The following is a 25,428-nucleotide window of genomic DNA, read 5'->3' as shown; positions in this document are numbered from 1 at the left end:
TTCTTGGCAAGTGGGCGCCTCAGCCGGTCCGCGCCGTGGCAAGTTTGCGGGCGAGGGCGCAGAAGCGTTCGAGGTCGATCTCTTCCGCGCGGGCGGTGGGGGGGATGGCGGCGGCCTCGAGCAGCGCCTCGATCTGCGGATGCAGGCCCTTCAGCGCCGCCCGCAGCATCTTGCGGCGCTGGTTGAAAGCCGCGCCTGTGACCTGCGACAGGACGGCCGGATCGGCCGGATAGCGCGGCTCGGGCAGGGCGGTCAGGTGGACCACGGCGCTGTGGACCTTGGGCGCGGGCACGAAGGCCTCGGGCGGCAGGGACATGACGATCCGCGCCTCGGCCCGCCACTGCGCCAGCAGCGCCAGACGGCCATAGGCCTTGGAGCCGGGCTTCGCCACGATCCGCTCGGCCACCTCCTTCTGGAACATCAGCGTCAGCGACTGCCAGAAGGGCGGCCAGGCTGCGGGCGTCAGCCAGCGGATCAGCAGCTCGGTGCCGACATTGTAGGGCAGGTTCGCCGCGATGCGGATCGGCGGGGTCAAGTGCGCCAGCGGGTCGATCTGAAGGGCGTCGCCATTGATGACCGTCAGCCGACCAGGGTAGCGCGCGGCGATCTCGGCCAGGGCGGGCAGGGCGCGGGCGTCTTTTTCGATCGCCAGCACATGGCGCGCGCCCTCGGCCAGAAGCCCGCGGGTAAGGCCGCCGGGGCCGGGCCCGATCTCCAGCACGTCGCAGCCGGTGAGGTCGCCGGCCTGCCGCGCGATCTTCGCCGTCAGGTTCAGGTCCAGCAGGAAGTTCTGGCCCAGCTGCTTTTTGGCGCGCAGGTCATGGTTCGCGATGACCTCGCGCAGGGGGGGAAGGCCGTCGATGCTCATGTTGCGTCCCGCGATGGCCGGGGGGCGCTGCCCCCCGGCGTCCGCTGGTCCTCGGACCAGTGGCGCACCAGCGGCCGCCCCCCCGGGATATGTTCGCAACGAAGAAGGGGGCGGTGGCGCGCCATCTCGGCGGCCATCTTGAGGGCGGCGATGGTCGAGGAGGGGTCGGCGAGGTTCTTGCCGGCGATGTCGAAGGCGGTGCCGTGGTCGGGCGACGTGCGGATGAACGGCAGGCCGAGCGTGACGTTCACCCCGCCCGCGAAGTCCAGCGTCTTGATCGGGATCAGCGCCTGGTCGTGATAGGCGCAGACGGCGGCGTCGTAGCCGGCGCGGGCGGGGGCGTGGAACATGGTGTCGGCGGGAAGGGGACCGGCGACGTGGAGGCCCTCGGCGCGCAGGCGGTCTAGGAGGGGGGCGATCATCGCGGTTTCCTGATCGCCCATGCGGCCGCCTTCGCCGGCATGGGGGTTGAGGCCGGCGACCGCGATGCGGGGGGCGGGGATGCCGAAGTCGCGGATGAGGGCGGCATGGGTAAGGCGAATGGCCTGTTCCAGCGCGCCCTCGGTCAGGGCGGCGGGGACGTCCTGAAGCGGGATGTGGATCGTCGCGGGCACGGTGCGGCAGGGGGGCGTCACCGTGGTCGAGGCGAGCATCATCGCCACGGGCACGTCGCCGGCGAGATGGGCGAGGTATTCGGTATGGCCGGGAAAGGGAAAGCCCGCGCCCTCCTGCAGGGCCTGCTTGCTGATCGGCAGGGTGGTCAGCGCCGCCGCCTCGCCGGCCATGACCAGCCGGACGGCGCGGGCGATCACGTCGATCACGGCCTGCGCGTTGGCCGGGTCGGGACGGCCCGGCACGCGCGGGGCGGGGAAGTCGTGGCGGATCACCGGCAGGTGGCCGGGCGGGACGGGATCGCCAGGGACGGCGATCTCGGTGACGGCGCAGCTGCCGGGCAGGTGGCGGGGATCGCCGAGGAAGGCGAAGTCCACACCCGCGGCCAGCGCGAGGGGGGCGAGTTCCGGGCCGATGCCGGCGGGCTCGCCGCAGGTCAGGAGGATGCGCGCCACCGGATCAGGGCCGGCGGATGACGGCATTGGCGCGCAGGTCGGCCAGCAGGTTGTCCGCCGCCGTGTTGATCTTGCGGTTGAAGAGCTGGTCGCGGACCTGCCCGCGGCCCGGCAGATCGCCGGCGACCGGCGCCTCCTCGGCCGTGCCTTCCAGCTCGCCCTCGTCCAGCACCAGCGCATCCTCGGACGGCTGCGCCGCCAGCGCCGGCTGGCGCGAGCAGAGCATCACCAGCTCGGCCGTGCCGTCCGGCGCGGGGATCACCCCGGCCTCGTCCGGGTCGAGCGAGGCGAGGCGCGCGCCCACCAGCGTCGGGATGACGCCCTGGGTCGCGCTTTGGCGGCGGACCTGCGGGGCGGCCTCGCCGGCCTGCACGTAGAGGTCGTCGCAGTTGCGCACCACCTGGACGAGCCGGGCGGCCTCGGCGGCCGAGGCGAGGCGCAGGCTCAGCCATTCGAGTTGCTGCTCGCGCGCGCCGGGGCGCAGCGTGCCTTGGGCGTCGCGCAGGAAGAAGATCACCACCGCCCCCTCGACCGTCAGGGGCTGCGTCGCCTGGCCCGGCTGCAGCGCGGTGATGATCGGGCGCAGCGAGGGCGGCAGGTTGTCCAGCGCGACCGTTTCCAGCCGCCCGCCCGCCTGCGCCGAGGGGACGGCCGAATACTGCCGCGCGGCAGCGGCGAAGGCCGCCTCGGAGGTGGCGCCGGCCACGATCTGCTCGGCCAGGGCCAGGGCCTGCGCCTCCTGGCCCGGAGGGGCGGGGATGATGATCTCGGACAGGGCGACGCGGTCGATGATCGGGGTCTCGATGACGCGGCGCAGCTCCTGCTCGACCTCGGCATCGGGGACGTTCACCTGCGGCAGCACGCGCGCGCGCACCACCTCGCGCCAGACGGTGCCGGCCTCGATGAAGTCGCGGAAGACGCCGCGCTCGATCCCCTGCGCCTCGAGCCGGGCGATGAAGCTGGCGGCGTCGAGGCCCGCGCGGCCGGCGAATTCCTCCATCCCGGCCTGCAGCCCCTCGGGGGTGATCTCGACGCCGATCTGGCGGGCGGCCTGCACGCGCAGGCGATCGTCGATCAGCGCGTCCTCGGCGGCGCGGGCGTCGGTCCCGGGTGCGCCGATCAGCTGCATGAAGCGCATCCGCTGGTCGACCTCGTAGCGGGTGACCACGCTGTCGTTGACGTAGACCACCGGCGCGAACAGGTTCTGCGCCGCGGCCGGGGCGGGGACCGAGAGCCCGAGCGCCGTCGCCAGAACCAGACCCGATAGGATGTGCCGCATCTGCTGCCCTCTTGACCTTGTTGCCCAGACCCTAGCGCATGCAGCTTCGCCGCGCCACCGTGCCCGGTCCCGCCTCCTGCCGGCCGAAGCCGCCGAGGCGGACCGACAGGTCGAGGCTGGTTTCCGGCCGCACCGTATCGGAACTGGTGAAGCGGCGCGAGATGCCCGTCTCGAGGGTCACGCATTCGTTGCGATAGGCCACCTGCAGCCGCGCCCGCTGCGCGCGGTCCGCGGTGAAGTCGTAGCGCGTCTCGGCCGTGCCCCACCAGCCGTCCGCGATCTGCCAGCCGACGGTGGCGGCCAGCTCGCTCGTGTCGGCCTCGCGGCCCTCGAACTCGTCGCTGTCGATCCACAGATGCCCGGCCGAGATCTGCAGGTCCGGCCTGAGCCAGCCGAGCCGCAGCTCGTTGCGCGAGACGGCAAGGTCGTCGCCGAACAGCGCGCGGTTGGCGACGGCGAGCCCGGTGCCGCTGTCGTAATGCGCCGCGAGCAGCCAGTCCGAGGCACTTCCCGCCAGCGGCGCCGCGGCCGAGAACCCGTCGGGGTCGCGGGCCCGCAGCACCCGCCCACCGGTCAGCCCAAGCGACCAGCCGGTCGGGTCGAGCCGCGTCCAGGTCACGCCCAGATTGGCCCTGAGCCCCGTCTCGCGCGCGTCCCAGCCCGGAAAGCGGTTGTCGGAAAAGAGGTTCCCTTCGTCGAACTCGATCAGGCGGCTGTCCTCGTTCGGGATCTCGTCGTCCCGGCCCGGCGGCGAGTAGAGGACCTGCAGCACCGGCTCGACCATGTGCGTCGCGCCGGCCTGTACCGTGGCCAGCGGCCAGCGCAGTTCGGCGCCGATCATCGGGTCGAGGCGGCCGACCACGCTGTCGAAGCGGTCGTCCTGCAGGATGCGATAGATGTCGGCGTCGAGCCCGGCCAGCCCCGCGGCGACCACGCCGCCCGGCAGGATCTCGCTGCGCCGCCAGTCGAGGCCGACCGAGGCGCGCGCGACGTCGCGCCCGGCCGGATAGTCGTCCAGCGGCCCGATCAGCACGTCCGCGCCGGCCCGCAGGTTCGAGGGGCGGCGATGGGCATGGACCGACCATTCCAGCAGCGCCTCGCCGCCGATCAGCGCCGGGCGCATCCGCCGCTGCCAGAGGACGTCGGCCACCTGTGCGGGCGAGGTCGCGTTGTCCTCGTCCTCGCGCAGCGAATGGTAGTTGCCCGCCCGGCCCCAGAACAGCTTGTCGGGCCGCACGCGCTCCAGCGTCACGCCGCTCCACAGGCGGTCGGCGTCGCTGATGCCGTAATCCAGCAGATAGGCCCGGTCCGAGGCCGCCTGCACCTGCACCCCGAGCCGGTAGTCGCGCGGCAGATCGACGCGCGCGGTGCCGAAGACGTAGCCGCGCGTCTCGCCGGGGCGCAGGTCGTCGCGGCTGATCGCGCCGTGCCACTCGGTCGCGCCGTTCGTGAAGGCGTGGCGGTAGCGCAGCTCCAGCGTGCGGGTCCGGTCCAGCGACAGGTAGGGCGTGATGGTCAGGTCGGCATGATCGCCGAGCGTCTGGAAATACGGCACCTTGATCCCGAAGCCGAGGCCCGAGGTCGTGCGGATACTGGGCCGCAGGAAGCCGCTGGCGCGCGAGACGGTCGGGTCCGGCGCGGTGATCGTGAAGGGTGCGGCGGCGACGGGGATGCCGAAGGCGCGCAATTGCGGGCGTTCGAAGGCGATCAGCCGCGTCTCGGCGTCATGGGTGATCGAGCGGGCGCGGATCTCCCACAGGGGCGAGGGATCGCTGGCGCAGATCTGGCAGGACGAGGCGACGACGTTGCGCAGCTGCGTGATGCGCCCGCCGCCGCTGCGCGTGGCCTCGGTCGCGGCCAGCTGCAACTCGCGCGCGATGACCATGCGGGCGCCGCGGATGATGCCGTCCTGAAGCTCGCGGTCGAGCTGCGCCGCCTCGGCGATCAGGATCGCCTCGGGGTCCGGGCCGGCGCCGGCATCTGCGCCAGCCCCGGCACCCGCCGCCGCGCCTGGGCGCGACAGGTGGATCGGCCCCTCGATGGTCAGCGCGCCGCTCGCGCCGTCCACCAGGATGCGCGAGGCGACAAGCCGCGTGCCCTGGTACCAGACGACGACGCCGCCGGCGGCGATCAGGGTGCGGTCTTCTTGCAGCGAGACGTTGTCGGCCAGCACCGTGGCCGCCCCGCCCCGATCCGGCGTGCCGGCGGTGGGCAGGGTCACGCGCGCATCCGGCGCGGCCGTGGCGGGATCGGCTTGGGCCGGCGTGCCGTCCCCGAGCGGGGCCGAGCCGAGCTGCGGCGCCGTCGGCGCGAGGGCCGCGCCGCTGCCCTGCGTCACCGAAGTGCCGGGCAGCGGCGCGCCGCTGAGGGGGGCGCCGGTCAGGTCGGTGACGGGCCGCGCGCTGCCGGTGCCGAACAGGTCCTGCGCGGCCGCGGGGCCGGTCGCGCTGAGCGCGGCCAGCAGCGCCGAGACCGCCGCCGCCTCCCTCGCCGCCGCCTTCGCCCGCCTCGGCGGCGCTGCGGGTCTTGGGGCCATGCTCATCCGTCCTCCCGTTTCAGGATCAGCGCGAAGGCCAGAAGCGCCCCCACCAGGGGCGGCGTCCAGCCGGCCATCAGGGGCGTGATCTGACCGTTGTCCCCCAGAACCTGCGCCAGGTTGCGCAGGAAGAACAGCGCGATCCCCGCGCCGAAGGCCAGAAGCACCGCGCCGCCGGTGTTGCGGCCGCGCACGTGCTGCATGGTGAAGGCCGCCGCGATGACGATCATCGCCGCCATCAGGAAGGGCCGCGCCAGTTCGGTCTGCAGCCAGACCCGGTGGCGCGCGGCCGAGAAGCCCGCCCGCTCCAGCCCGGCGATGAACTCGGGCAGCTGCCAGACCGGCACCGCCTCGGGGCGGCCGAAGCCCTCGCGGATGCGCTGCGCCGTCAGGTCCGAGGCGAGGCGCAGCGTCTCGTGCCGCATCATCTCGGCCTGCGGGTTCGGCGCGTCCAGCGGGTAGTCGCGCACCTCGCTCAGCTGCCAGCGCCCCGGCTCCAGCCGCGCCTCGCGGGCCTCGATGCGGCGGACCGGGCCGGCGCCCTCGAAGATCAGGAAGCTGGCGTCGTAGAGCGTGGTGGCATCGGGCGAGGTGCGGCGGGCGCGGATGACAATCTGCCCGGATTCACGCCCGTCCTCCAGCACCGCCTGGCGCAGCCAGACGACGCTGTCGCCGACGCTGACGGTCTGCCGCCCGGCGCGGTCGATCTCGGAGACGCGGTCGTCGAAGATCTGCCCGGTCGCGGCCACCAAGGGGTTGAGCAGCGCGACGGCCAGCACGCCGACCAGCGCCGCCGTCACGGCCGGCGCCGCGATGACCTTGATGGCCGAGCGGCCCGAGGCGCGGATCGCCACCATCTCCGAGCTGCGGGCAAGCCCGAGAAACAGCGCGATGCCCGACAGGACCGTGATCAGCGGCAGGATGGCGTAGAAGCTGCCGGCGACGTTCAGCCCGGCCAGCGTCGCCGCGCCCGAAAGGCCGATGTCGCGGGCGGCGAAGCGGCGGATCATCTCGATCATGTCGATGAGGAACAGGATCATCAGGAAGACGCCCGCGATCAGCAGGAAGCTGCGAAGGAAGCGCCGGGCGACGTAGCGGGCCAGGATCATCGCGCCGCCTCCCGCGCGCGGCGCGGCCCGCGCGGCCGGCCCGCCAGCCACAGGACCAGAATAGACAGCGCCGCCCCCGCCAGCGCCGGCACGTAGAGCAGCGGCCAGAGGCCCGGATTGCGCCCCACCTGGTTCGCCGCGGCGTTGCTGAGGAACTGCACCAGGATCAGCCCCAGGATCGCCCAGCCCACCTGCCGCCAGACCCCGAAGCGGGAAAAGCCGCCCAGCATCAGCATGGCAAAGCCGATCATCGCGGCCACGGGCGACAGAAGCGGCTGCGCGATCCGCTCATGCGCCTCGGCCCGGGCGGCGCCCGGACTGGCCCCGGTGGCGGCCAGCAGCGCCTCGTCCGGGTCCAGCAGGTCCAGCGTGCCGTAGTCGCGCAAATCGCGCCCCCGCTCGGACCGCCCGCCGATCATCGCCCCGATGTCATAGGAGAACTCGGCGAAGCGCGTGACCGACAGGCGCGGCTCGGTCCCCTCCAGCCGCAGGTTCTGCGCCGCCCCCTCCAGCAGGACCAGCACCGGCCCCGTGTCCGCCCGCACCACCAGCGCCTCTTCCGCGGAATAGATCGTGCGGCTCAGCGGATTTCGCGCATCCTCGATGAACAGGTCCAGGAGCCGCCCGTCCTGCGCGATGTCGCGGATGAACAGCGTGACGCCCGAGGCCGGGTACTGGAACGAGCCCGGCCGCAGGAACTGCGCGGTCACGTTCTCGGCGATCTCGGCCTGCCGGTCGGCCAGCCGCGCCCGCGCCATCGGGACAAGCCCGTGGACCAGCACCGCGACCATCAGCCCCACCGTGATCCCGAAGACCAGGACCGGCCGCGCCAGCCGAAACGGCGACAGCCCCGCCGCCTGCATCGCCACCAGCTCGGATTCCCCCGACAGCCGGTTGGTGCCGTAGGCGGATGCCGTGAAGGCCGCGACCGGCAGGACCGTCGCGATGACGATAGGCAGGGTCAGCGCCGTGAACTCCAGCACCACCAGCGCCGTCTGGCCGTCGTTCAAGAGGTTGTCGAACAGGCTGACGGCGCGGTTGATCCAGTAGACCGACACCAGCACCAGCGCGAAAAAGCCGAACAGCGTCAGCAGCTGGGTCAGGATGTAGCGGTCGATCCGGGGCATGAAGGGCCTTGAGGGCTGCGTCGTGCCCTGCTTATCGCCAAGGGCGGCTCTGGAAAAGGCCGGAAGGCGGGGCTAGGCTCGCCGGGAAAGATGCGAGGAATGGTCCATGACGCAGCCCGTCGAAATCAGCTTCACCGAAATCCAAACCGACAGACTGGCCGAGCACGAGGGCCGTGTCGCCCTTGTCCTGACCGATCCGGGCCGCCTGCCCACCGGCCTGCCGCGCACCGCCCGCGATGCCGCCACCCGTGCTTTAGCCTCCAAGGCGGGGCAGGCGCTGAAGGCCGGCGCCGTCATGGAACTGGCCTTCCCCGCCGGCATGAAGGCCGAGGCGCTGGTCCTCGTCCACCTGCCGCAGGGCGCCAGCCAGGCCGAGGCCCGCAAGGCCGGCGCCGCCCTCGGCGCCAAGCTCGGCAAGACCCACACGCTGGTTTACGCCGGAAACCACAAGCAGGCGGGCGAGCTGGCCTTCGGCCTCGCGCTGCGCGCCTACGACTTCGACGCCTACAAGACCCATCCCGAGGAAGCCGCCGACGCGCCCGCCCAGGGCGGCGCCCCGATCCCCGAGGCGAATGCCGACCCGCAGACCGCCGTCACCGCGGACGCGCAGGCCGACGACCTGCCCGACAGCGCCTCCGCGCCGATCGGCGCCAAGGCGAGCGTCACCGTGATGGTCAAGGACCCCGAGGCGCTGGCCCGCCATGCCAGCCACGCCGCCGCCGTGGCCGAGGGCGTCTTCTTCACCCGCGACCTGGTGAACGAGCCTGCCAACGTCCTGACCACCTCGGACTTCGCCGACCGGCTGCTGGCCATGCAGGAGATCGGGCTCGAGGTCGAGGTGCTGGACGAGGACGAGTTGGCCCGCCTCGGCATGCGCGCGCTTCTGGCCGTGGGGCAGGGCAGCGAATCCCCCTCCAAGGTCGTCGTGATGCGCTGGATGGGCGGCGGCGACGAGGCGCCGCTGGCGCTTGTCGGCAAGGGCGTCGTCTTCGACACCGGCGGCATCTCGATTAAGCCCGCCGCCGGGATGGAGGAGATGACGATGGACATGGGCGGCGCCGGCGTCGTCGCGGGCGTGATGCGCGCCCTCGCCCTGCGCCGTGCGAAGGCCAACGTGGTCGGCCTCGTGGGGCTGGTCGAGAACATGCCCGACGGCAAGGCCCAGCGCCCCGGCGACATCGTGAAGTCGATGAAGGGCGACACGATCGAGGTGATCAACACCGACGCCGAGGGCCGCCTCGTGCTGGCCGACGTGCTCTGGTACGCGCAGGAGACCTACAAGCCGAAGGCGGTGATCGACCTCGCGACGCTGACCGGCGCCGTCATCATCGCGCTGGGCCATGACAATGCCGGCGTCTTCTCGAACGACGACGCGCTGGCCGACCAGATCCTCGCCGCCGCGAAATCCGAGGGCGAGGGCGCTTGGCGCCTGCCCCTCGGCCCCGGCTATGACAGTCTGATCAAGTCGCGCCTCGCCGACATCAAGAACACCGGCGGCCGCGCGGCAGGCTCGATCACCGCGGCCCAGTTCCTCCAGCGCTTCATCAAGAAGGACCAGCCCTGGGCGCATATCGACATCGCCGGCGTGGCGCTGCCGCCCTCGGCTACCGACCTTGCCCCGAAGGGCGCGACCGGCTGGGGCGTCATGACCCTGGACCGCCTCGTCCGCGACCGGTTCGAGGAAAAGTGATGGCGTCAAGCCCCGCGCCCCGGCGCGGGGCTTGACGCCATGGTCGCGACTATCGCGGAAGGCATCGCGTAGAGGGCGTGCGCGCACGCACCTCCACCCCCACCACAGCACCCGCCCGTGCTACCCTGCTCTCCATGCCCCAACCCACCCACTCCGCCAGCACCAACCCTTACATCCCCAAGGGAGACGGCCCCGCCCCGGTCGAGGCCTATCTCGCCGCCATGCCCGGCTGGAAGCAGCCGCTCGGCCGCCAGATCGACGCCATCGTCACGAGCATCCACCCGGCCGTCCGCAAGCAGGTCCGATGGAACACGCCCTTCTGGGGAAAGGAGGACGGCTGGTTCCTCGCCATCTACTGCTACAAAAGCTACCTGCAGATCAGCTTCCTGACCGGCAGCTCGCTCGACCCGCTTCCGCCCAAGCCCTCCAAGGACCTCGGCACGCGCTATCTCGACTTGCGCGAGGGCGAGGCGCTCGACACCGAGCAGCTGGCGCATTGGATCGCTCAGGCCCTCGGCCTCCCCGGCCGCCAGCTCTAGCCCCGCGGACTGGACGCCGCCGGCGCCTTCGCCTAGCTCTGCCGGAAAGCCACGGAGCCCCCGATGCCGCAACGCGCCCCCTCGCTTCGCCGCGCAACGCCCGCAAGCGGTGCACAAGCTGTGCACGCCCGGTGCGCGCGCGGTGCACGCCCGGTGACCCGGATACGCCAGCATTTCCTGCCCCCCGCCGCCCTCTACGCCGTCCCGGTGCACCGCGCAACGCGCGCCCCACACGCGCAACACGGGAATGCCTGATGGGCAAGGCGCTCTTCTACCACCTCACCCGCTCGCCGGCCGAGCAGCTGCTGCCGACCCTCCTCGCCAAGGCCCTCGCCGCCGGCTGGCGGGTCGAGCTGCGCGCCGCCAGCCCGCAGCGCCTCGAGCGGCTCGACCTCACGCTCTGGAACGGCGACGGCTTCCTGCCCCACGGCCGCGCCGGAGGCCCGCATGACGCGCGCCAGCCGATCCTCCTGACGCTGCCGGACCAGCCCGCGACGAACCAACCGTCCTGCCTGATGACCGTGGACACGCCCCCGCTCGATCCGAAGCAACTTCAACAGCTTGACAGCAGCTGCATCCTCTTCGACGGCGGCGACGCGGCATCCCTCTCGGCCGCGCGCGAGCAGTGGCGCCAGCTCACCGCAGAAGGCATCGAGGCCGAATACTGGTCCGAAGACAGCGGCCGTTGGGAGCGCAAGCGCTAGCCCATCTTCTGTGCCGAAATATCCACGGGGGGTGAATTGGCCGCAGGCCAAGAGGGGGGCAGTCGGCCCCCCTTCCTTCGCCCGCGGCAACGTCCGTCAGGCCGCTGCGTGTCCCGCCAGCCGGGCATGCAGATCCTCGCGCCTCAGATGCGCCTTCGGCCCCTGCATCACCGCCCGCCCGCGCTCCATCACCAGGAACGCGTCCCCCAGATCCCACGCGAAATCGAAGAACTGCTCGACCAGCACGATGGCCATGTCCCCCCGGTCCCGCAGCCCCGCGATCACCCGGCCGATCTGCGCGATGATGTTCGGCTGGATGCCCTCGGTCGGCTCGTCCAGCAGCAGCAGCTTCGGCTTCGTGATCAGCGCCCGGGCGATGGCCAGCTGCTGCTGCTGCCCGCCGGACAGGTCCCCGCCCCGCCGATGCGCCATCTCGGTCAGGACCGGGAAGCTCTCGAATAACTCCTCGGGCACCCGCCGCTCGGCCCGCGGCAGGCAGGCGAAGCCCGTCTCGAGGTTCTCGCGCACGGTTAGCATCGGGAAGATCGCCCGGCCCTGCGGCACGTAGCCGACCCCCATCCGCGCCATGCCCTGCGCCGTCATCCGGCCAAGTGGCCGGCCGTCCCAGGCCATCTCCCCGCCCGAGCGGGGATGCCGCCCCGCCAGCAGGTTCATCAGCGAGGTCTTCCCGACCCCGTTGTTCCCCATCACGCAGGTCACCGCGCCGGGCCGGGCGGCAATGTCGATCCCGTGCAGGATCTGGCTGCCGCCGTAGTGCAGGGTCAGGTTCGTGGCTTCCAGCATCCTATCGCCCCAGATAGACGTCGATGACGTCGGGATTGCGCGTCACATGGTCCAACGATCCCTCGGCCAGGACCGCGCCCTGGTGCAGCACCGTCACCTTGCAGTTCAGCCGCCGCACGAAGTCCATGTCGTGCTCGACCACCACCACGGCCCGTGTCTCGGCCAGCCGGCAGAGCAGCGTCGTCGTCTGCTCGCGCTCGGCCAGGGTCATGCCTGCCGCCGGCTCGTCGACCAGCAGCAGCCGCGGCTCCTGCGCCAGCAGCATCCCGATCTCGAGCCATTGCTTCTGCCCGTGGCTCAGCTCGCCCGCCTTACGCGCCAGCTGCGCGGCCAGCCCCACCTCGGAGGCCAGGTCCTCGACCCGCGCCTGCGACCCGCGTGACGGCCGCCAGCGCAGCACCGCGAAGGGGCTGCGGTCGGCCCTGAGCGCCATGGTCAGGTTCTCGGCGACCGTCTGGTCCTCGAAGACCGTGGGGCGCTGGAACTTGCGGCCGATGCCGGCGCGGGCGATCTGCGCCTCGTTCATCTTCAGCAGCGAGCGCGAGCCCTCGCCCCACAGCACCTCGCCCGCGTCCGGGCGGGTCTTGCCGGTCACGATGTCCATGAAGGTCGTCTTGCCCGCGCCGTTCGGGCCGATCACCGCCCGCAGCTCGACCGCGTCGATGGAAAAGGACAGGTTGTTGATCGCCTTGAACCCGTCGAAGCTTTTCGTGATGCCGCTGACTTCCAGAAGCGCGCTCATGCCTTGGCCTCCGCTTCCTGGAAGGCGCCGTCATTCGGCCCCAGATCGCGCCCCTGCCGGCGCGGGGGCAGGACACCGCCCAGCCAGTCGAAGATTCCGGCGATGCCCTTGGGCGCGAACAGCGTGACCAGAACGAAGGTCAGGCCAAGCGCCACCTGCCACCAGTCCACCCAGTTGACGACATAGCCCGGCAGGTTGATCGAGGGCGCCCGCCCGCCGGTAAACCAGCTGGACAGCAGCGAGACGACAACCGCCCCGATGGCCGCACCGTAAAGCCGCCCGCGCCCGCCGATGGCGACCCAGACCGCGAGGTAGATCGAGGCAATGGGCATCAGCTCGGCCGGGTTGATGATGCCGGCCTGCGGGTAGTAGAGCGCGCCGGCGATGGCGGTGATCATCGCGGCGAGGGTGAAGACGACCAGCTTGAACCCCTCGACCGGGTAGCCGAGAAAGCGCACCCGCGTCTCGTCGTCCCGGATCGCACGGACCACGCTGCCGAACTTGCCGCTGACCAGCCACGCGGCCAGCACGTAGAACAGCGCCAGCGCGGCGGCCGAGGCCCAGAGGAACCACACGGACAGCGTCGCCTGGCTGACATGGTCGAGGCCGGGGATGTTCTGCAGCCCCGAAAGCCCGTTGTTGCCCCGGAAACCGCTGTCGTTCTGGAAGAGCCACAGCGCCAGGGCCAGCGTCATCGCCTGCGTCAGGATCGACAGGTAGACGCCGTTGACGCGGCTGCGAAAGGCCAGCCAGCCGAAAACCAGCGCCAGAAGGCCGGGGACCAGCAGGATGAGGATCATCTGCAGCGTCAGCGAATGGGCGAAGCTCCAGACCAGCGGCAGGTCGGCGCTGCCGACGACGCCGAAGATCTGGTTCGTCACCGCGTCCTGAAGCTCCTGCGGGGTTGCCGGGATGGGGTTCTGCGCCAGCGAGGCAGCGACGATGGTTTCCGTCCGCGCATACATCAGCCATTGCCCGATCATGTAGCCGCCAAGCGCGAAGAACGCCATCTGCCCAAGGCTCAGGATGCCCAGATAGCCCCAGACCAGGTCCATCGCGACGGCGGCGAGGGCCAGGCACAGCGTCTTGCCCAGCACCTTGACCATCGAGGTCGGGATGACCCCGCTGCCATAGGCGGCACTGCCGGCGGTGACGGCGGCGGTGAAGACGGCGAGCACGGCAAGGACGATCAGGACCGAGGGGTTCTGCAGGATGAAGGGCTTGCGGGTCATGTCACGCCTCGGCTGCCCGGCCGCGCTGCGGGATGATCCCGCGCGGCCGGAACTGGATGAAGGTGATGATGAACAGGATCATGAAGGTCTGCGCGGCCAGCGTGTTGCTGGGATTGAGCGACTCGATCACCTTGGACAGCCCGCCGATCAGCGTGGCCCCTGCCAGCGTGCCCCAGATGTTGCCGACCCCGCCCACGACGACCGTCATGAAGCTCTGCACGATGTAGTTCTGCCCCAGCTCGGAGGTCACCTGCGCGAAAAGCCCGATGGCGATGCCGGCGATCCCGGCGATCCCCGAGCCGAGGCCGAAGGTCATCATCGCGATCCGGTCGGGATTTATCCCCATGCTGGCCGCCATGCCGGGGTTCTGCGTGACGGCGCGGACTTCCAATCCAAGCCGGGTGCGCTTCATGATGAAGAGGAACAGGGCCAGGAACAGCAGCGCCAGCACGAAGATCGCCACCCGGATGGAGCTGATGCCGATCACGTCGTTGATGGTGATGGACCCTTCCAGCCAGGCGGGCGCGGTCAGCGGCCGAGCCTGCGTGCCGAAGATGTTCTTGGCCAGCTGCTGCAGCGCGATGGACACGCCGAAGGTCGCCAGCAGCGTTTCCAGCGGCCGGTGCGCGAGGTGGCGGATCACCAGCCGATACAGCACCACGCCGGCGAGGAAGGTGACCACGAAGGCCAGCGGCAGCGCGATGACCAGCGACAAGGTGCGGTCGGCGATGACGGTCTGCACCGTGTAGCCGGTATAGGCGCCCATCATGATGAACTCGCCATGCGCCATGTTGATGACGCGCATCACGCCGAAGGTGATGGCGAGGCCAATAGCCGCGAGGAAGTAGATCGAGGCCAGGGAAAGCGCGTCCAGCCCGAGGTCGATCCCCTGCATCGCGCCAAGCCGCACCTGCGCACGGATCTGCGCGGCCTTGGCGGCGTCGGTGACGGCGGGGTCGGGCTCGGCGTAGGTCTCGAAGAAGCGGTAGGTCGCCAGCGTCGCCTCGGCCTCGGCCTCGGTGGCGGCGGGGGGGACGGCGCCCTGCGTCTCCAGCGTGTCATAGGCGCGGTCGCGCATCGCCTGATCGTCGAGTTGCGTCACCGGGATGCCGGCGACGCGACCATCGACGATGTTCGCCGCCAGCCGGCTCCGCTGCTCGGCGCGGGTCAGCGGGGGCTGCAGGACGCCCTGCTGCGCCAGCAGAGCAACGGCAGCCTCACGCGGTAGTGCGTCGCTGCCGACGCTCAGCTCGCGGGCGATGTTGGCCTGCGGCTCCTCGGTGGCGGCGAGGCGGCGGGTCGCCAGCAGCGGGTTCAGCGCGGCGCGGAAATCGAGGCCGACATCGCCCGCCAGCCCCTCGATGGCGGCGACGCGGGCGGCGCTGTCGGTGTCGAACTGGATGGTCAGCAGCCGCTCGAGCCGGGCCTTGCGCGCGGCGAGCACCGGGTCGGGATCGTCCAGCGCGGCGCGAAGGGCCGCCAGCCCCTCGGCATCGGCCCCGCGCGAGAGGCTGTCCAGCGCGGCCGCCCGGCGGCGGGGGTCGGGATCGGACAGGGCGCTGCCCGCCAGCGCCGCCTCGATCACGCCGCGCACGCCGGAATTGGGCCTAAGGGACCGCGCCTCGCCCGTCACGGGGGCGCCGGTCACGGCATCGGTCATGCTGTCTGCGTTCAGGATCACCGCGCGGCCGTCGACAAGGCCAAGCCTGCGGTCGGCCCAGGCCTGCAAGAGCGCGATCCCCTCGGGGCCGGTGGCGGCGATCTGGGCCACCAGCGGCTCGACCGTCCGGCGCGAGGGCTGCTCGATCTGGTCGATGTTCTCCGCGATCACGGCCTCAAGCGCGGGATTTGCGAGCGCCGCAAGCGGAAGAAACAGCGCGAAAAGCGGCGCGAGAAGGCGGATCATGCGGACATTCCTTCAGCAGAAGTGGCGGGCGGGAAAAACCGCCCGCCGCCGAGGGTCAGTAGTTCGACTGGACCTGCACGCAGGTGTTCGTCTCGGTGTTGAACATCCCGCAGGACTGGCCCGGCCAGTCGGCCTCGAGCACGGCCGATTCCGGCAGGTGATCGGTCCAGGCGTCGCCCGGCACCGGGTCGGTCTGGCTGACGATGTCGAACTGTCCGTCCTCGCGAATCTCGCCGATCAGGACGGGCTTGGTGATGTGGTGGTTCGGCAGGACGGTCGCCATGCTGCCGGTCAGGTTCGGCACCTCGACGCCCACGATAGCGTCCAGCACCGCGTCCACCTCGGTCGTGCCTGCGGCCTCGACGGCGGCGACCCATGCGTTGAAACCGATCATCGTCGCTTCCATCGGGTCGTTCGTCACGCGGTTCGTGTCGCCGGTGAATTCGTGCCAGGCGGTGATGAACTCCTCGTTCTCGGGGGATTCCGCGGTCTGGAAGTAGTTCCAGGCGGCCAGGTGCCCGACGAGGTTGGTGGTGTCGAGGCCCGACAGCTCTTCCTCGCCGACCGAGAAGGCCATCACGGGGATGTCGTCGGCCGAGACGCCCGCCGCCGCCAGCTCCTTGTAGAAGCCCACGTTCGCGTCGCCGTTGATGGTCGAGACGACGCCGACCTTCTTGCCGCCCGCGCCAAGCGCCACCACGTCGGACACGATCCGCGACCAGTCCGAATGGCCGAATGGGGTGTAGTTGACGAAGATGTCCTCCTCGGCGACGCCCTTCGACTTCAGGTAGGCGTCGAGGATGTTGTTCGTCGTGCGCGGATAGACGTAGTCGGTGCCCAGAAGCGCCCAGCTCTCGACGCCCAGCTCCTCCATCATGTAGTCGACTGCCGGGATCGCCTGCTGGTTCGGCGCGGCGCCGGTGTAGATCACGTTCTTCGAGGATTCCTCGCCCTCGTACTGCACCGGGTAGAACAGAAGCCCGTTCAGCTCCTCGATCACCGGCAGGACCGACTTGCGGCTGACCGAGGTCCAGCAGCCGAAGATCGCGTCCACCTCGGACACAGTCAGCAGCTCGCGCGCCTTCTCGGCGAAGAGCGGCCAGTCCGAGGCGGGGTCCACCACCACCGCTTCCAGCGGACGGCCAAGCACGCCGCCCTTGGCGTTCTGCTGCTCGACCAGCATCAGGACGGTGTCCTTCAGCGTCGTTTCCGAAATCGCCATCGTGCCCGACAGCGAGTGGAGGACGCCGATCTTGATCGGCTCGCCCTCCTGCGCATGGGCCATGCCCGCCAGCGTCAGCGCGCTGGTCATCATCAGCAGCTTGGTCAGCTTGGTCATCATCCCTTCTCCGCCGGCATCTGCCGGACATCCCTGTTGTTCTTTTTCGGGAGGGCTTGCCGCCCTCGCATCTGCAGCAAGAGGGCGAAAACAGGCAGTTGGCGAGGATTCGGGCAGGCTGGAGGCGGGGCAGACCGTGACTGGCGCAAGCTTCGGCATCGCGGCAGGCAACTGCCTGCCGCAAGGGCAACCCTAGTGCGTGCGCGGGGTCAGACCGCCCTGCTCGACGATGAAATCGACGATCTCGGCGACGCCTTTTCCGTGGCGCAGCTGGGCCATGACGACGGGACGCGTTCCGCGCGCATCATGTGCATCTTTTTCAAGCTGCACGGGATCGACGCCGACATGCGGCGCAAGGTCTGTCTTGTTCACCACCAGAAGGTCCGAGCGAGCAAGACCCGGCCCGCGCTTGCGGGGGATGTCCTGCCCGGCGGCCGTGTCGATGACGTAGATGGTCAGGTCGGCCAACTCGGGGCTGAAGGTCGCGGCCAGGTTGTCGCCGCCCGATTCGATCAGCACCAGCTCCAGATCCGGCAGCGCCTCGGTCAGCTCGGCGATGGCGGCAAGGTTGATGCTGGCATCCTCGCGGATCGCGGTATGGGGGCAGCCACCGGTCTCGACCCCGCGGATGCGGTCCTGCGGCAGGACCTGGGCGCGCATCAGCGCCTCGGCATCCTCGCGGGTGTAGATGTCGTTGGTGACCACGGCCATCGACAGGCGCGGGGCGAGGGCGCGGGCCAGCTGCTCGGTCAGCGTCGTCTTGCCGGCGCCGACGGGACCGCCGATGCCGACGCGGAGGGGGCCGTGGTTGCTCATGAGCGGAAGATCCTCGTGGTCATGGTTTCGTGCCGCATGGCGGCGATGTCGGCGCCCCAGCTGGCGGAGGCGAGGTCCGCCTTGGTCGCCCCGGCGGCCAGCGCGGCGCGGCGGAGGATGGCGGGGTGCAGCGAGGCGAGCATGCGCTGCCCCTCGACGGGCCCAAGCGGCAGGAAGCGGACGGCGGCACTGATCAGCGCGGCGGCTTGGGCTTGCAGGAAGGCGGCGATGATCTCGGGCGCGGGCAGGGGCATCGGGGCGAACGCGCGGCCGAAGGCGACCGGCAGCGCGGCGGGCGGGTGGTCCTGCCCGGTGACGGCCGTGAGGCTGGCGGCGAAGGCCGCGCCCTGCTGGACGGTCTCGGTCAGGCGCTCGGCGCTCATGCAGCTGGCGCGGGCCAGATCGTCCAGCGCCGCGTGATCCGCGCCCGGCCGCAGGGCCAGCGCGGCCAGCACGGCATCCGTCCAGCCGGCGCCGTGATCCAGCCAGTCGGCCAGCCATGCCGGCAGGCTTGTGCGCGAGACGCGGCCGCGGTCCATGGCCCATTCCAGCCCCTGCGACCAAGCGAAGCCGCCCACCGGGAAGGCGGGCGACAGGACCTGGTGCAGCAGCAGCCGGGCGGCCTCAGGCGACGCCGGGGCCGGCTGCACTGGCGGCCGGGGCGTGCTGGTGCAGCAGGACGGCGTCGTGGCGGTGGGCTGGTGCATGGTGATCGTCATGGTGATGATGCCCGGTGCCTGGCGCGTGGGAATGGCCATGGTCGTGACCGAAGGTGCGGCCGTGCCCGTAGGCGCCGCCCTCGGGGCGGAACGGCATCTCCATGGCGACGATCTGGGCGCCGAGGCGGCGCAGCATCGCCTCCAGCACGTGGTCCTGACGGATGATCAGCCGGTCGGCCTCGATCCGGCAGGGGGTGTGGCGGTTGCCGATATGCCAGGCCAGCCGCGCCAGGTGGCCGCGGATGACCAGCACCGGCTCGGGCGCGGCGCGGACGGCGATGAGGCGGCCGTCGGACAGTTCGAAGGCGTCGCCATCCTCGAGGCTGGTGACCTCGGGCAGGTCCACGAGGAAGTCGCCGCCCGTGCAGGCCATGCGCTTGCGGCGCAGCAGGCGTGCCTCGTAGTCCAGCGAAATCTCGGCGTCGAAGGGGCCAGGGGCGTTGCGGGTAATGGATTGTGCAGTCGCGATCATGAAAAATCTCCCTCAGAACAGGAAATAGCGTTGGGCCAGCGGCAGTTCCGTCGCGGGCTCGCAGGTCAGCAACTGCCCGTCGGCGCGGACCTCGTAGCTCTCGGGGTCGACCTCGATCCGCGGCATCGCGCTGTTCATCGCCATGTCGGCCTTGCCGATCCCGCGCGTGTTCTCGACCGCGATCAGCGTCTTTCCGAGGCTGCCTGCCGCCCCCGCCTCCAGCCCGGCTTTTGACAGGAACAGCGCCGAGGCGCGTCCGGTATGCCCCCACATCGGGCGCGAGAAGATCGGCTGCACAGGGATCGAGCCGTTCGGATCGCCCATCTGCGCCACGCTGATCATGCCGCCGACCAGCACCATTTCGGGCTTGGCGCCGAAGAAGGCGGGGGACCACAGGACCAGATCGGCGCGCTTGCCGGGGGTGATCGAGCCGATATGCCCGCTGACCCCATGCGCGATGGCCGGGTTGATCGTGTACTTCGCGATGTAGCGGCGGGCGCGGAGGTTGTCGTTCTGGCCCTGCTCCTCGGGCAGCAGCCCCCGCTGCTGGCGCATCTTCGACGCCGTCTGCCAGGTCCGCGTGATGACCTCGCCGATCCGGCCCATCGCCTGGCTGTCCGAGGAGATGACGCTGAACGCGCCCAGATCGTGCAGGATGTCCTCGGCCGCGATGGTCTCCTTGCGGATGCGGGATTCGGCGAAGGCGACATCCTCGGGCACGCGGCGGTCGAGGTGGTGGCAGACCATCAGCATGTCCAGATGCTCTTCGACCGTGTTCGCCGTGTAGGGGCGCGTGGGGTTGGTCGAGGAGGGCAGCACGTTCGCCATCCCGACCATGCGGATGATGTCGGGGGCGTGGCCGCCGCCCGCGCCCTCGGTGTGGTAGGCGTGGATGGTGCGGCCGGCGATGGCGGCCATCGTGTCCTCGACGAAGCCCGATTCGTTCAGCGTGTCCGTGTGGATCATCACCTGCACGTCCATCGCGTCGGCGACAGACAGGCAGGTGTCGATGGCCTTGGGCGTGGTGCCCCAATCCTCGTGCAGCTTCAGCGCGCAGGCGCCGGCGCGGATCTGCTCTTCCAGCGGCGCCGGCAGCGAGGCGTTGCCCTTGCCAGCGATGCCGATGTTGACTGGCAGCTCGGCGCAGGCCTCCAGCATCCGGGCGATGTGCCACGGGCCGGGGGTGCAGGTCGTGGCCAGCGTGCCATGCGCGGGGCCGGTGCCGCCGCCGAGCAGCGTGGTGACGCCAGAATGCAGCGCGTGGTCCACCTGCTGCGGGCAGATGTAGTGGATGTGGCAGTCGAAGCCGCCCGGCGTCAGGATGCGCCCTTCGCCGGCGATGATCTCGGTCCCCGGCCCGATGATCAGGGTGACGCCCGGCTGCGTGTCGGGATTGCCCGCCTTGCCAATCCCGGCGATGCGGCCGTCCCTGAGGCCGACATCCGCCTTCACGATGCCTTGGTGGTCGAAGACGACGACGCCGGTGATGACCGTGTCCATCGCGCCGCCCTCGCGGGTGACCTGAGACTGCCCCATGCCGTCGCGGACGACCTTGCCGCCGCCGAACTTCACCTCTTCGCCGGGAAGGGTCAGGTCGCGCTCGACCTCGATGATGATCTCGGTATCGGCCAGGCGGATGCGGTCGCCGGTGGTGGGGCCGTAGAGGGCGGCGTAATCTGCGCGCGAGAGGGTGGTCACAGCGCGCCTCCGATCTGGCCGCGAAAGCCGTGGACGGTGCGGGCGCCGGCGTAACCCACCAGCGTCACCTCGCGCGACTGGCCCGGCTCGAACCGGACGGCGGTGCCGGCGGGGATGGCGAGGCGCATGCCGCGGGCCTGCGCCCGGTCGAAGTCCAGCGCCGCGTTGGTCTCGGCGAAGTGGTAGTGGCTGCCGACCTGAATTGGTCGGTCGCCGGTATTGGCGATCATCAGCGTGACGGTCTCGCGCCCCTCGTTCAGGACGATCTCGCCGGAGGCGGGGAGGATCTCGCCGGGGATCATGTCACGCCACCGCCAAGGCAAGGCCCGCCAGCGCGGTGCCGCCGCCCAGAACGCGCAGCTCCAGCCCCTTCGCCAGCAGCCGGCCGAAGCCGATGCCCGCCAGGTGCAGCGCCAGCGTGGCGAAGGTGAAGCCCGCGGCGTAGAGCGCGAGGCTGCTGCCCGGCCCCTCGGCCCCATGCGCCCAGCCATGCGCGGCGCCGAACAGCGCCGCCATCGGCAGAAGCGCCGAAAGCGGCAGGCGCACGGCCATCGCCACCAGCACGCCGAGAATGACGACCGAGGCGAGGATCATCGGCTCGACCGCCGGCAGGGCGACGCCCATCGCGCCAAGCGCGCCGCCAATCAGCATCGCGCCGACGAAGCTCAAGGGGAGCGCCCAGACTGCACGGCCCCCCAGCTGCGCTGCCAGCAGGCCGAGCGCGACCATCGCCAGCAGGTGGTCGGCGCCCCCCACCGGGTGCATGAGGCCGTGGAGGAACTGGCCCTCGTCATGATGGCCGGGATGGGCCAGGGCCGCCGAAGGCAGCAGCAGGACGGCAAGAACCAGGCGTTTCATTCGGAAGCCTCGCGGATGGGGTGGTGGACGGTGACCAGCTTGGTGCCGTCGGGGAAGGTCGCCTCGACCTGCACCGACTCGATCATCTGGGGGATGCCGGGCATGCACTGCTCGGCGCGGATTACATGGGCGCCGGCCTGCATGAGGTCGGCGACGCTGCGGCCGTCGCGGGCGCCCTCGACGACGAAATCGGTGATGAGGGCGATGGCCTCGGGGTGGTTCAGCTTGACGCCGCGCTCAAGGCGCCCGCGCGCGACCATCGCGGCGACCGAGACCAGCAGCTTCTCGCGTTCGCGGGGGGTGAGGTTCATGTCAGACCTGCCAGATGCGGGGAAGGGGGTGGGGGCGCAGGACGCGCAGCAGCCGGTTGATCTGCCGGCGCAGCGGCCAGCCGTCAGCCGCCAGAAGGCGGATCACCAGCCGGCCGGGCGGAGCGCTGGCGGCGGCCTCGACGCCCGGCTCGTCCAGAACGGCGCGGGCGGCGGGCAGAAGGTCGGGCGCATGGGGCGCGATCAGCGCCAGCGTCGCCAGCGCAGGGGCGCCGCCGGTCATGGCCGCGCCGGGCAGCCGCGCCAGCGCGTCGTGGTCCAGCGCAAGCGCGTCGTGGTGGATCACGCGGCCCCCGCGACGCACCACGCGGCGGTCGCGCAGGTCCAGCCGCGCCGGCCGTTCGCCCATCGCCAGGCGGCCGAGGACCAGCATCTCCAGCAGCAGGCAGCCGGCATCCTCGGCCAGATCCACCGTCGTCTCGCGGTGCAGGCGCGCGCCGTCATAGAGGATCGTCTCCTGCGGCAGCCAGTCGAGCCAGGCGCCGGCGCCGACGGTCAGGTCGACCTCGGCCGTGGCGGGCGCGCCGGTGGCGCGGTAGGCGCGCTCGGCCGTCTGCGTCGTCGCCAGGGCGCGGGCGTCGGGACGCAGCTCGACCCCGAAGCCGAGGCGGTCCCCCGAGGCGAGGCCGCCCGAGGTGTTCAGGAACACGATCTCGGGCAGGCCGGCCGTCATCCGCGGCAGCATCGCCTTTGCCGAGCCCGCCTGCGCCAGATCGATCAGCCCCCGCGGCCCCAGAACCACATGCGCCTCGCCCCGGCTGCGCTGCATGGTCTCGAGGGGGGCGGTGCTGTCCAACATATGGGCAGAGGGCGGCCGGTGCGGGCAAAGGTCAACGGCGGCCTGCCGTTCGCCTGCTTGCGGTTCGGGCAGGCGCCGCGGCTCTGCCTGCGGCTTCAGCGACGTGCCCATCCGGCAGGCAGGCGCGGAACGGCTAGCGCGCTCCGTCCAGCAGCGCCGCCAGCATCCGCTTGCGGGCGGGCGGGATGGCGCGGATCTCGACGCCAGTGAAGACATGCATCGTCCGCAGCACCGGATCGACCACCGCGTGATCGCTGACCCACCCGCCCATCGCAAGGTAGCTGCGCAGCAGCGGCGGCATGGCCGCCATGGCCTGCTTGGGATCGGCGGTGTGCCGGCGCAGGGCGCGGGCGAAGCGGAAGACGCGGGGGGCCTTGACGCGCGGCCACCAGCGGCGCGGGGCGAGGTGCCGGTCCTTGAGCATCGCAAAGGCCTCGGCATGCACGCCCGGCTCGCAGCCGGTGAAGGACGAGCAGCCGAAGAGCATCTCGATCCCGCCTTCCTCGACAAAGCGGGTCATCGCGGCCCAGGCAATGCGGACGATGTCGGGGTCATGCGTCGCGGGGTCCATGCAGAAGCGCCCCATCTCGACCATCGGCCCGTCGAAGCGGCTGAGCGCGTCCAGGTCGTAGAACTGCGCCGAGTAGCTGCGCGCGATCTGGCTGCCGTCGGTCAGGGGCAGGAAGCGGAAGGTGCAGACCAGCCGGCCGGTCTCAAGCTCCTCGACCAGCATGTGGCTGCATTCGGGGTCCAGCGCGTCGGCGTCCAGCTGCGCCCCGTCGTCGGGGGCGCCGTTGCGACCGTGGAAGCACAGCCAGCGCAGGCGCTGCGCGGCGCGCAGGTCCTCTGGCGTCTCGGCGAGCCTCGCGCGGTATCGGCCCTTGCAGATCGGCGTCATCATGCTGCCACCCGACTGGATTCGCCCCGACATTAGGACGGACATGTGTCGGATTCACGAAAACTTCAACCGCAGGTTACGGATTGTCCCCGGCATCTGCCCGGTCGCCCAGCACATCCTCGACATAGATGCGCCGGATCAGCACGATCAGCACCACCAGCAGGGGTGTCGCCAGCAGCACGCCGATGAAGCCGAAGAGGCTGCTGAGGGCCATGATCGCCAGCACCGTGAGGGCCGGCGGCAGGCGCACGGCATAGCGCTGGATCAGGGGCAGGATGATCTCGCCGTCGATCAGCTGGATCACCACGAAGAGCAGCGCGACCTGCCAGGCCAGCTCGAAGCCCTGCGAGAAGGCGAAGAGGACGGCGATGGCGCCCGAGATGAAGGGACCGACGATGGGCACGATGTTCGTCAGGCCCGCGATCACCGCCAGCAGGAAGGCCAGCGGCACGCCGAGCGCCCAGAGCCCGATGCCGGCCATGACGGCCACGGCCAGCATGTCCAGCGCCTGCCCGCCCATCCACTTGCCCAGCTTGACCGTCACCTCGTCCATGACCTCGGCCGCCCGCCCGCGATGGCGCGGCGGGACCAGCGCCAGGGTGCCGTCGCGATAGGTCTCGGCCTCGACCGCGACGTAGAGCGCGACGATCAGCATCAGGAAGATCGAGAAGAGGCTGCCGACGATCATGTTCACGATGCCGGCGATGGTGCCGAAGATGTCGGGCAGCCGCTCGGCCATCTGGCCGGCGCCTTCCTCGAGATCGGGCGCGTTTTCCAGCTGGGACTGGATCGCGTCGCCCGGCACCGTGCCGGCAAGCCAGTCGTTCAGCCCCTCCCATGCCTCGGGCAGGCTGTCGATCAACTCGTTGAACTGGTCCGAGATGGCAGGGCCGGCCAGAAAGCCCGCGCCCACCAGCGCCAGGACGACCAGCAGCAGGACAACCACCACGCCAATCTTCACGTTCAGCCCCACGAGGCGACGGATGCCTTGCGCCCCGGCGCGCAGCGCGATGGCGATGAGGATGGAGGCGAAGAACAGCAGGAGGATGTTCGACCAGTAGAACGCCGCCGCCGCCAGGATCACCAGGAACGCGGCGGAGACCAGCGTGCCCGTCGTCAGGCTCCGCTCCGGCGCGACGGACGGGGGGCGCGCGGGGTCGGGCGTCGCGGGCGGCGGCTGGTGCATCTCGGTCCTGTCGGTTGGGGCCTCTGCGGCCTCAAGCACTCGTGAGCGGGAAGGTTCCCGCCGGTGCGGCACGCGGGCGCTGTCCTGTGGCGCGCTTGCCGGGCCGCGCCCGACCTGTTAACCGGGCGCGGATTTCGTCACGCGGGCGCGGCCCGCCGATCAGACAAGGTGAACACATGGCCATCGAACGCACGCTCTCCATCATCAAGCCCGACGCGACCCGCCGCAACCTGACCGGCAAGATCAACGCCATGTTCGAGGATGCCGGCCTGCGCATCGTCGCCCAGAAGCGCATCAAGCTGTCGGCCGAGCAGGCGGGCAAGTTCTACGAGGTCCACAAGGAGCGCCCCTTCTACGGCGAGCTGGTCGAGTTCATGGCTTCCGAGCCGGTCGTCGTGCAGGTGCTGGAAGGCGAGAACGCCATAGCCAAGAACCGCGAAGTGATGGGCGCGACCAACCCGGCGCAGGCCGATGCGGGCACCATCCGCAAGGAATTTGCGCTGTCGGTTGGCGAGAACTCGGTCCACGGCTCGGACGCGCCGGAAACGGCCAAGGAAGAGATCGCCTTCTTCTTCTCGGGGCTCGAGCTGGTCGGCTGATCGGTTTCCAGATCCGGAATTGGGGAACGGGGCGCTTCGGCGCCCCTTTTTCTTGCGCTGCTGCGAGTTGCGGCAGCGGGGCCGAGCGGTTATGCCCGTCTGCAACGCAATG

At 70.9% G+C, this 25,428-nt stretch carries 25 protein-coding genes; 4 read left to right on the top strand and 21 right to left on the bottom strand.

Going from position 1 to position 25,428, the window contains the following annotated elements; genetic code table 11:
- Positions 1–19 precede the first annotated feature (19 nt).
- The 6 genes from rsmA to lptF are packed head-to-tail and all read right to left on the bottom strand — an operon-like array spanning position 20 to position 7,986.
- Positions 20–868: a 16S rRNA (adenine(1518)-N(6)/adenine(1519)-N(6))-dimethyltransferase RsmA gene (gene rsmA, locus BLP73_RS08815; protein WP_090742696.1), complete on the bottom strand. Its 849-nt coding sequence runs from the start codon at positions 866–868 to the stop codon at positions 20–22.
- Positions 865–1,962: a 4-hydroxythreonine-4-phosphate dehydrogenase PdxA gene (pdxA, locus tag BLP73_RS08810; RefSeq protein ID WP_090742693.1), complete on the bottom strand. Its 1,098-nt coding sequence runs from the start codon at positions 1,960–1,962 to the stop codon at positions 865–867. Before pdxA ends, rsmA begins: the two co-directional genes overlap by 4 nt.
- Positions 1,940–3,214, bottom strand: a complete 1,275-nt coding sequence (locus BLP73_RS08805) for a peptidylprolyl isomerase (RefSeq protein WP_090742690.1) — start codon at positions 3,212–3,214, stop codon at positions 1,940–1,942. Before BLP73_RS08805 ends, pdxA begins: the two co-directional genes overlap by 23 nt.
- Before the next feature lie 31 nt (positions 3,215–3,245).
- A complete protein-coding gene (locus BLP73_RS08800) occupies positions 3,246–5,750 on the bottom strand; it encodes an LPS-assembly protein LptD (protein ID WP_090742687.1) in 2,505 nt (834 codons plus the stop codon).
- A 2-nt stretch (positions 5,751–5,752) separates the two neighbouring features.
- Positions 5,753–6,859 carry an LPS export ABC transporter permease LptG gene (lptG, locus tag BLP73_RS08795; RefSeq protein WP_090743109.1) on the bottom strand — a complete coding sequence of 369 codons (1,107 nt, stop codon included), beginning with the start codon at positions 6,857–6,859 and terminating at the stop codon, positions 5,753–5,755.
- Positions 6,856–7,986 carry an LPS export ABC transporter permease LptF gene (gene lptF / locus BLP73_RS08790; protein ID WP_090742682.1) on the bottom strand — a complete coding sequence of 377 codons (1,131 nt, stop codon included), beginning with the start codon at positions 7,984–7,986 and terminating at the stop codon, positions 6,856–6,858. Before lptF ends, lptG begins: the two co-directional genes overlap by 4 nt.
- Before the next feature lie 106 nt (positions 7,987–8,092).
- On the opposite strand from lptF, the gene BLP73_RS08785 reads away from it, so the two are divergent.
- The 3 genes from BLP73_RS08785 to BLP73_RS08775 all read left to right on the top strand — a co-directional run bounded on the left by BLP73_RS08785 (position 8,093) and on the right by BLP73_RS08775 (position 10,919).
- The gene (locus BLP73_RS08785) at positions 8,093–9,676 is read left to right on the top strand and encodes a leucyl aminopeptidase (RefSeq protein ID WP_090742679.1); all 1,584 of its coding nucleotides are present in this window, start codon (positions 8,093–8,095) and stop codon (positions 9,674–9,676) included.
- Positions 9,677–9,810: 134 nt separating this feature from the next.
- Positions 9,811–10,215 carry a DUF1801 domain-containing protein gene (locus BLP73_RS08780; RefSeq protein ID WP_245686611.1) on the top strand — a complete coding sequence of 135 codons (405 nt, stop codon included), beginning with the start codon at positions 9,811–9,813 and terminating at the stop codon, positions 10,213–10,215.
- Positions 10,216–10,469: 254 nt separating this feature from the next.
- Complete coding sequence (locus tag BLP73_RS08775; protein ID WP_090742676.1) at positions 10,470–10,919, top strand: DNA polymerase III subunit chi; 450 nt, start codon at positions 10,470–10,472, stop codon at positions 10,917–10,919.
- A 96-nt stretch (positions 10,920–11,015) separates the two neighbouring features.
- Here the strand turns inward: BLP73_RS08775 and urtE are convergent, their stop codons facing one another.
- The 15 genes from urtE to BLP73_RS08700 form a co-directional block, all read right to left on the bottom strand.
- Positions 11,016–11,723 (bottom strand): urea ABC transporter ATP-binding subunit UrtE, encoded by a 708-nt coding sequence (urtE, locus tag BLP73_RS08770; protein WP_090742672.1) that lies wholly within the window; start codon positions 11,721–11,723, stop codon positions 11,016–11,018.
- A 1-nt stretch (position 11,724) separates the two neighbouring features.
- Positions 11,725–12,465 (bottom strand): urea ABC transporter ATP-binding protein UrtD, encoded by a 741-nt coding sequence (gene urtD, locus BLP73_RS08765; RefSeq protein ID WP_090742669.1) that lies wholly within the window; start codon positions 12,463–12,465, stop codon positions 11,725–11,727.
- Positions 12,462–13,697 carry an urea ABC transporter permease subunit UrtC gene (urtC, locus tag BLP73_RS08760; RefSeq protein WP_090742666.1) on the bottom strand — a complete coding sequence of 412 codons (1,236 nt, stop codon included), beginning with the start codon at positions 13,695–13,697 and terminating at the stop codon, positions 12,462–12,464. The genes urtD and urtC overlap by 4 nt, the downstream gene beginning before the upstream one ends.
- Before the next feature lies 1 nt (position 13,698).
- Entirely contained in the window at positions 13,699–15,603 is a 1,905-nt protein-coding gene (gene urtB, locus BLP73_RS08755) for an urea ABC transporter permease subunit UrtB (protein WP_090742663.1), read from the bottom strand.
- 55 nt (positions 15,604–15,658) lie between these two features.
- Entirely contained in the window at positions 15,659–16,942 is a 1,284-nt protein-coding gene (urtA, locus tag BLP73_RS08750; protein WP_090743103.1) for an urea ABC transporter substrate-binding protein, read from the bottom strand.
- Between the two features lie 192 nt (positions 16,943–17,134).
- Positions 17,135–17,758, bottom strand: coding sequence for an urease accessory protein UreG (gene ureG, locus BLP73_RS08745; protein ID WP_090742660.1), 624 nt, complete (start codon positions 17,756–17,758; stop codon positions 17,135–17,137).
- A complete protein-coding gene (locus tag BLP73_RS08740; RefSeq protein ID WP_090742657.1) occupies positions 17,755–18,465 on the bottom strand; it encodes an urease accessory protein UreF in 711 nt (236 codons plus the stop codon). The genes ureG and BLP73_RS08740 overlap by 4 nt, the downstream gene beginning before the upstream one ends.
- On the bottom strand, positions 18,383–18,949 hold the full coding sequence (locus tag BLP73_RS08735) for an urease accessory protein UreE (protein ID WP_090742654.1): 567 nt from the start codon (positions 18,947–18,949) through the stop codon (positions 18,383–18,385). The genes BLP73_RS08740 and BLP73_RS08735 overlap by 83 nt, the downstream gene beginning before the upstream one ends.
- Positions 18,950–18,961: 12 nt before the next feature.
- On the bottom strand, positions 18,962–20,647 hold the full coding sequence (ureC, locus tag BLP73_RS08730) for an urease subunit alpha (protein WP_090742650.1): 1,686 nt from the start codon (positions 20,645–20,647) through the stop codon (positions 18,962–18,964).
- Positions 20,644–20,949, bottom strand: coding sequence for an urease subunit beta (locus tag BLP73_RS08725; protein ID WP_090742647.1), 306 nt, complete (start codon positions 20,947–20,949; stop codon positions 20,644–20,646). The genes ureC and BLP73_RS08725 overlap by 4 nt, the downstream gene beginning before the upstream one ends.
- A 1-nt stretch (position 20,950) precedes the next feature.
- Positions 20,951–21,505 (bottom strand): HupE/UreJ family protein, encoded by a 555-nt coding sequence (locus BLP73_RS08720; protein ID WP_090742643.1) that lies wholly within the window; start codon positions 21,503–21,505, stop codon positions 20,951–20,953.
- Positions 21,502–21,816, bottom strand: coding sequence for an urease subunit gamma (locus BLP73_RS08715; RefSeq protein WP_090742640.1), 315 nt, complete (start codon positions 21,814–21,816; stop codon positions 21,502–21,504). Before BLP73_RS08715 ends, BLP73_RS08720 begins: the two co-directional genes overlap by 4 nt.
- A gap of 1 nt (position 21,817) precedes the next feature.
- Complete coding sequence (locus BLP73_RS08710) at positions 21,818–22,630, bottom strand: urease accessory protein UreD (RefSeq protein WP_175453295.1); 813 nt, start codon at positions 22,628–22,630, stop codon at positions 21,818–21,820.
- A 136-nt stretch (positions 22,631–22,766) separates the two neighbouring features.
- Positions 22,767–23,531, bottom strand: a complete 765-nt coding sequence (locus BLP73_RS08705; protein ID WP_090743097.1) for a GNAT family N-acetyltransferase — start codon at positions 23,529–23,531, stop codon at positions 22,767–22,769.
- A gap of 76 nt (positions 23,532–23,607) precedes the next feature.
- Entirely contained in the window at positions 23,608–24,717 is a 1,110-nt protein-coding gene (locus BLP73_RS08700; RefSeq protein ID WP_090742637.1) for an AI-2E family transporter, read from the bottom strand.
- A 176-nt stretch (positions 24,718–24,893) separates the two neighbouring features.
- On the opposite strand from BLP73_RS08700, the gene ndk reads away from it, so the two are divergent.
- Positions 24,894–25,316 (top strand): nucleoside-diphosphate kinase, encoded by a 423-nt coding sequence (gene ndk / locus BLP73_RS08695; RefSeq protein WP_090742634.1) that lies wholly within the window; start codon positions 24,894–24,896, stop codon positions 25,314–25,316.
- The last annotated feature ends 112 nt before the right edge of the window (positions 25,317–25,428 follow it).

The organism is Paracoccus tibetensis (assembly GCF_900102505.1).
GTDB lineage: Bacteria > Pseudomonadota > Alphaproteobacteria > Rhodobacterales > Rhodobacteraceae > Paracoccus > Paracoccus tibetensis.
The sequence above is the reverse complement of the archived record's forward strand: the minus strand, read 5'-3'. Positions and strand labels throughout refer to the sequence as shown.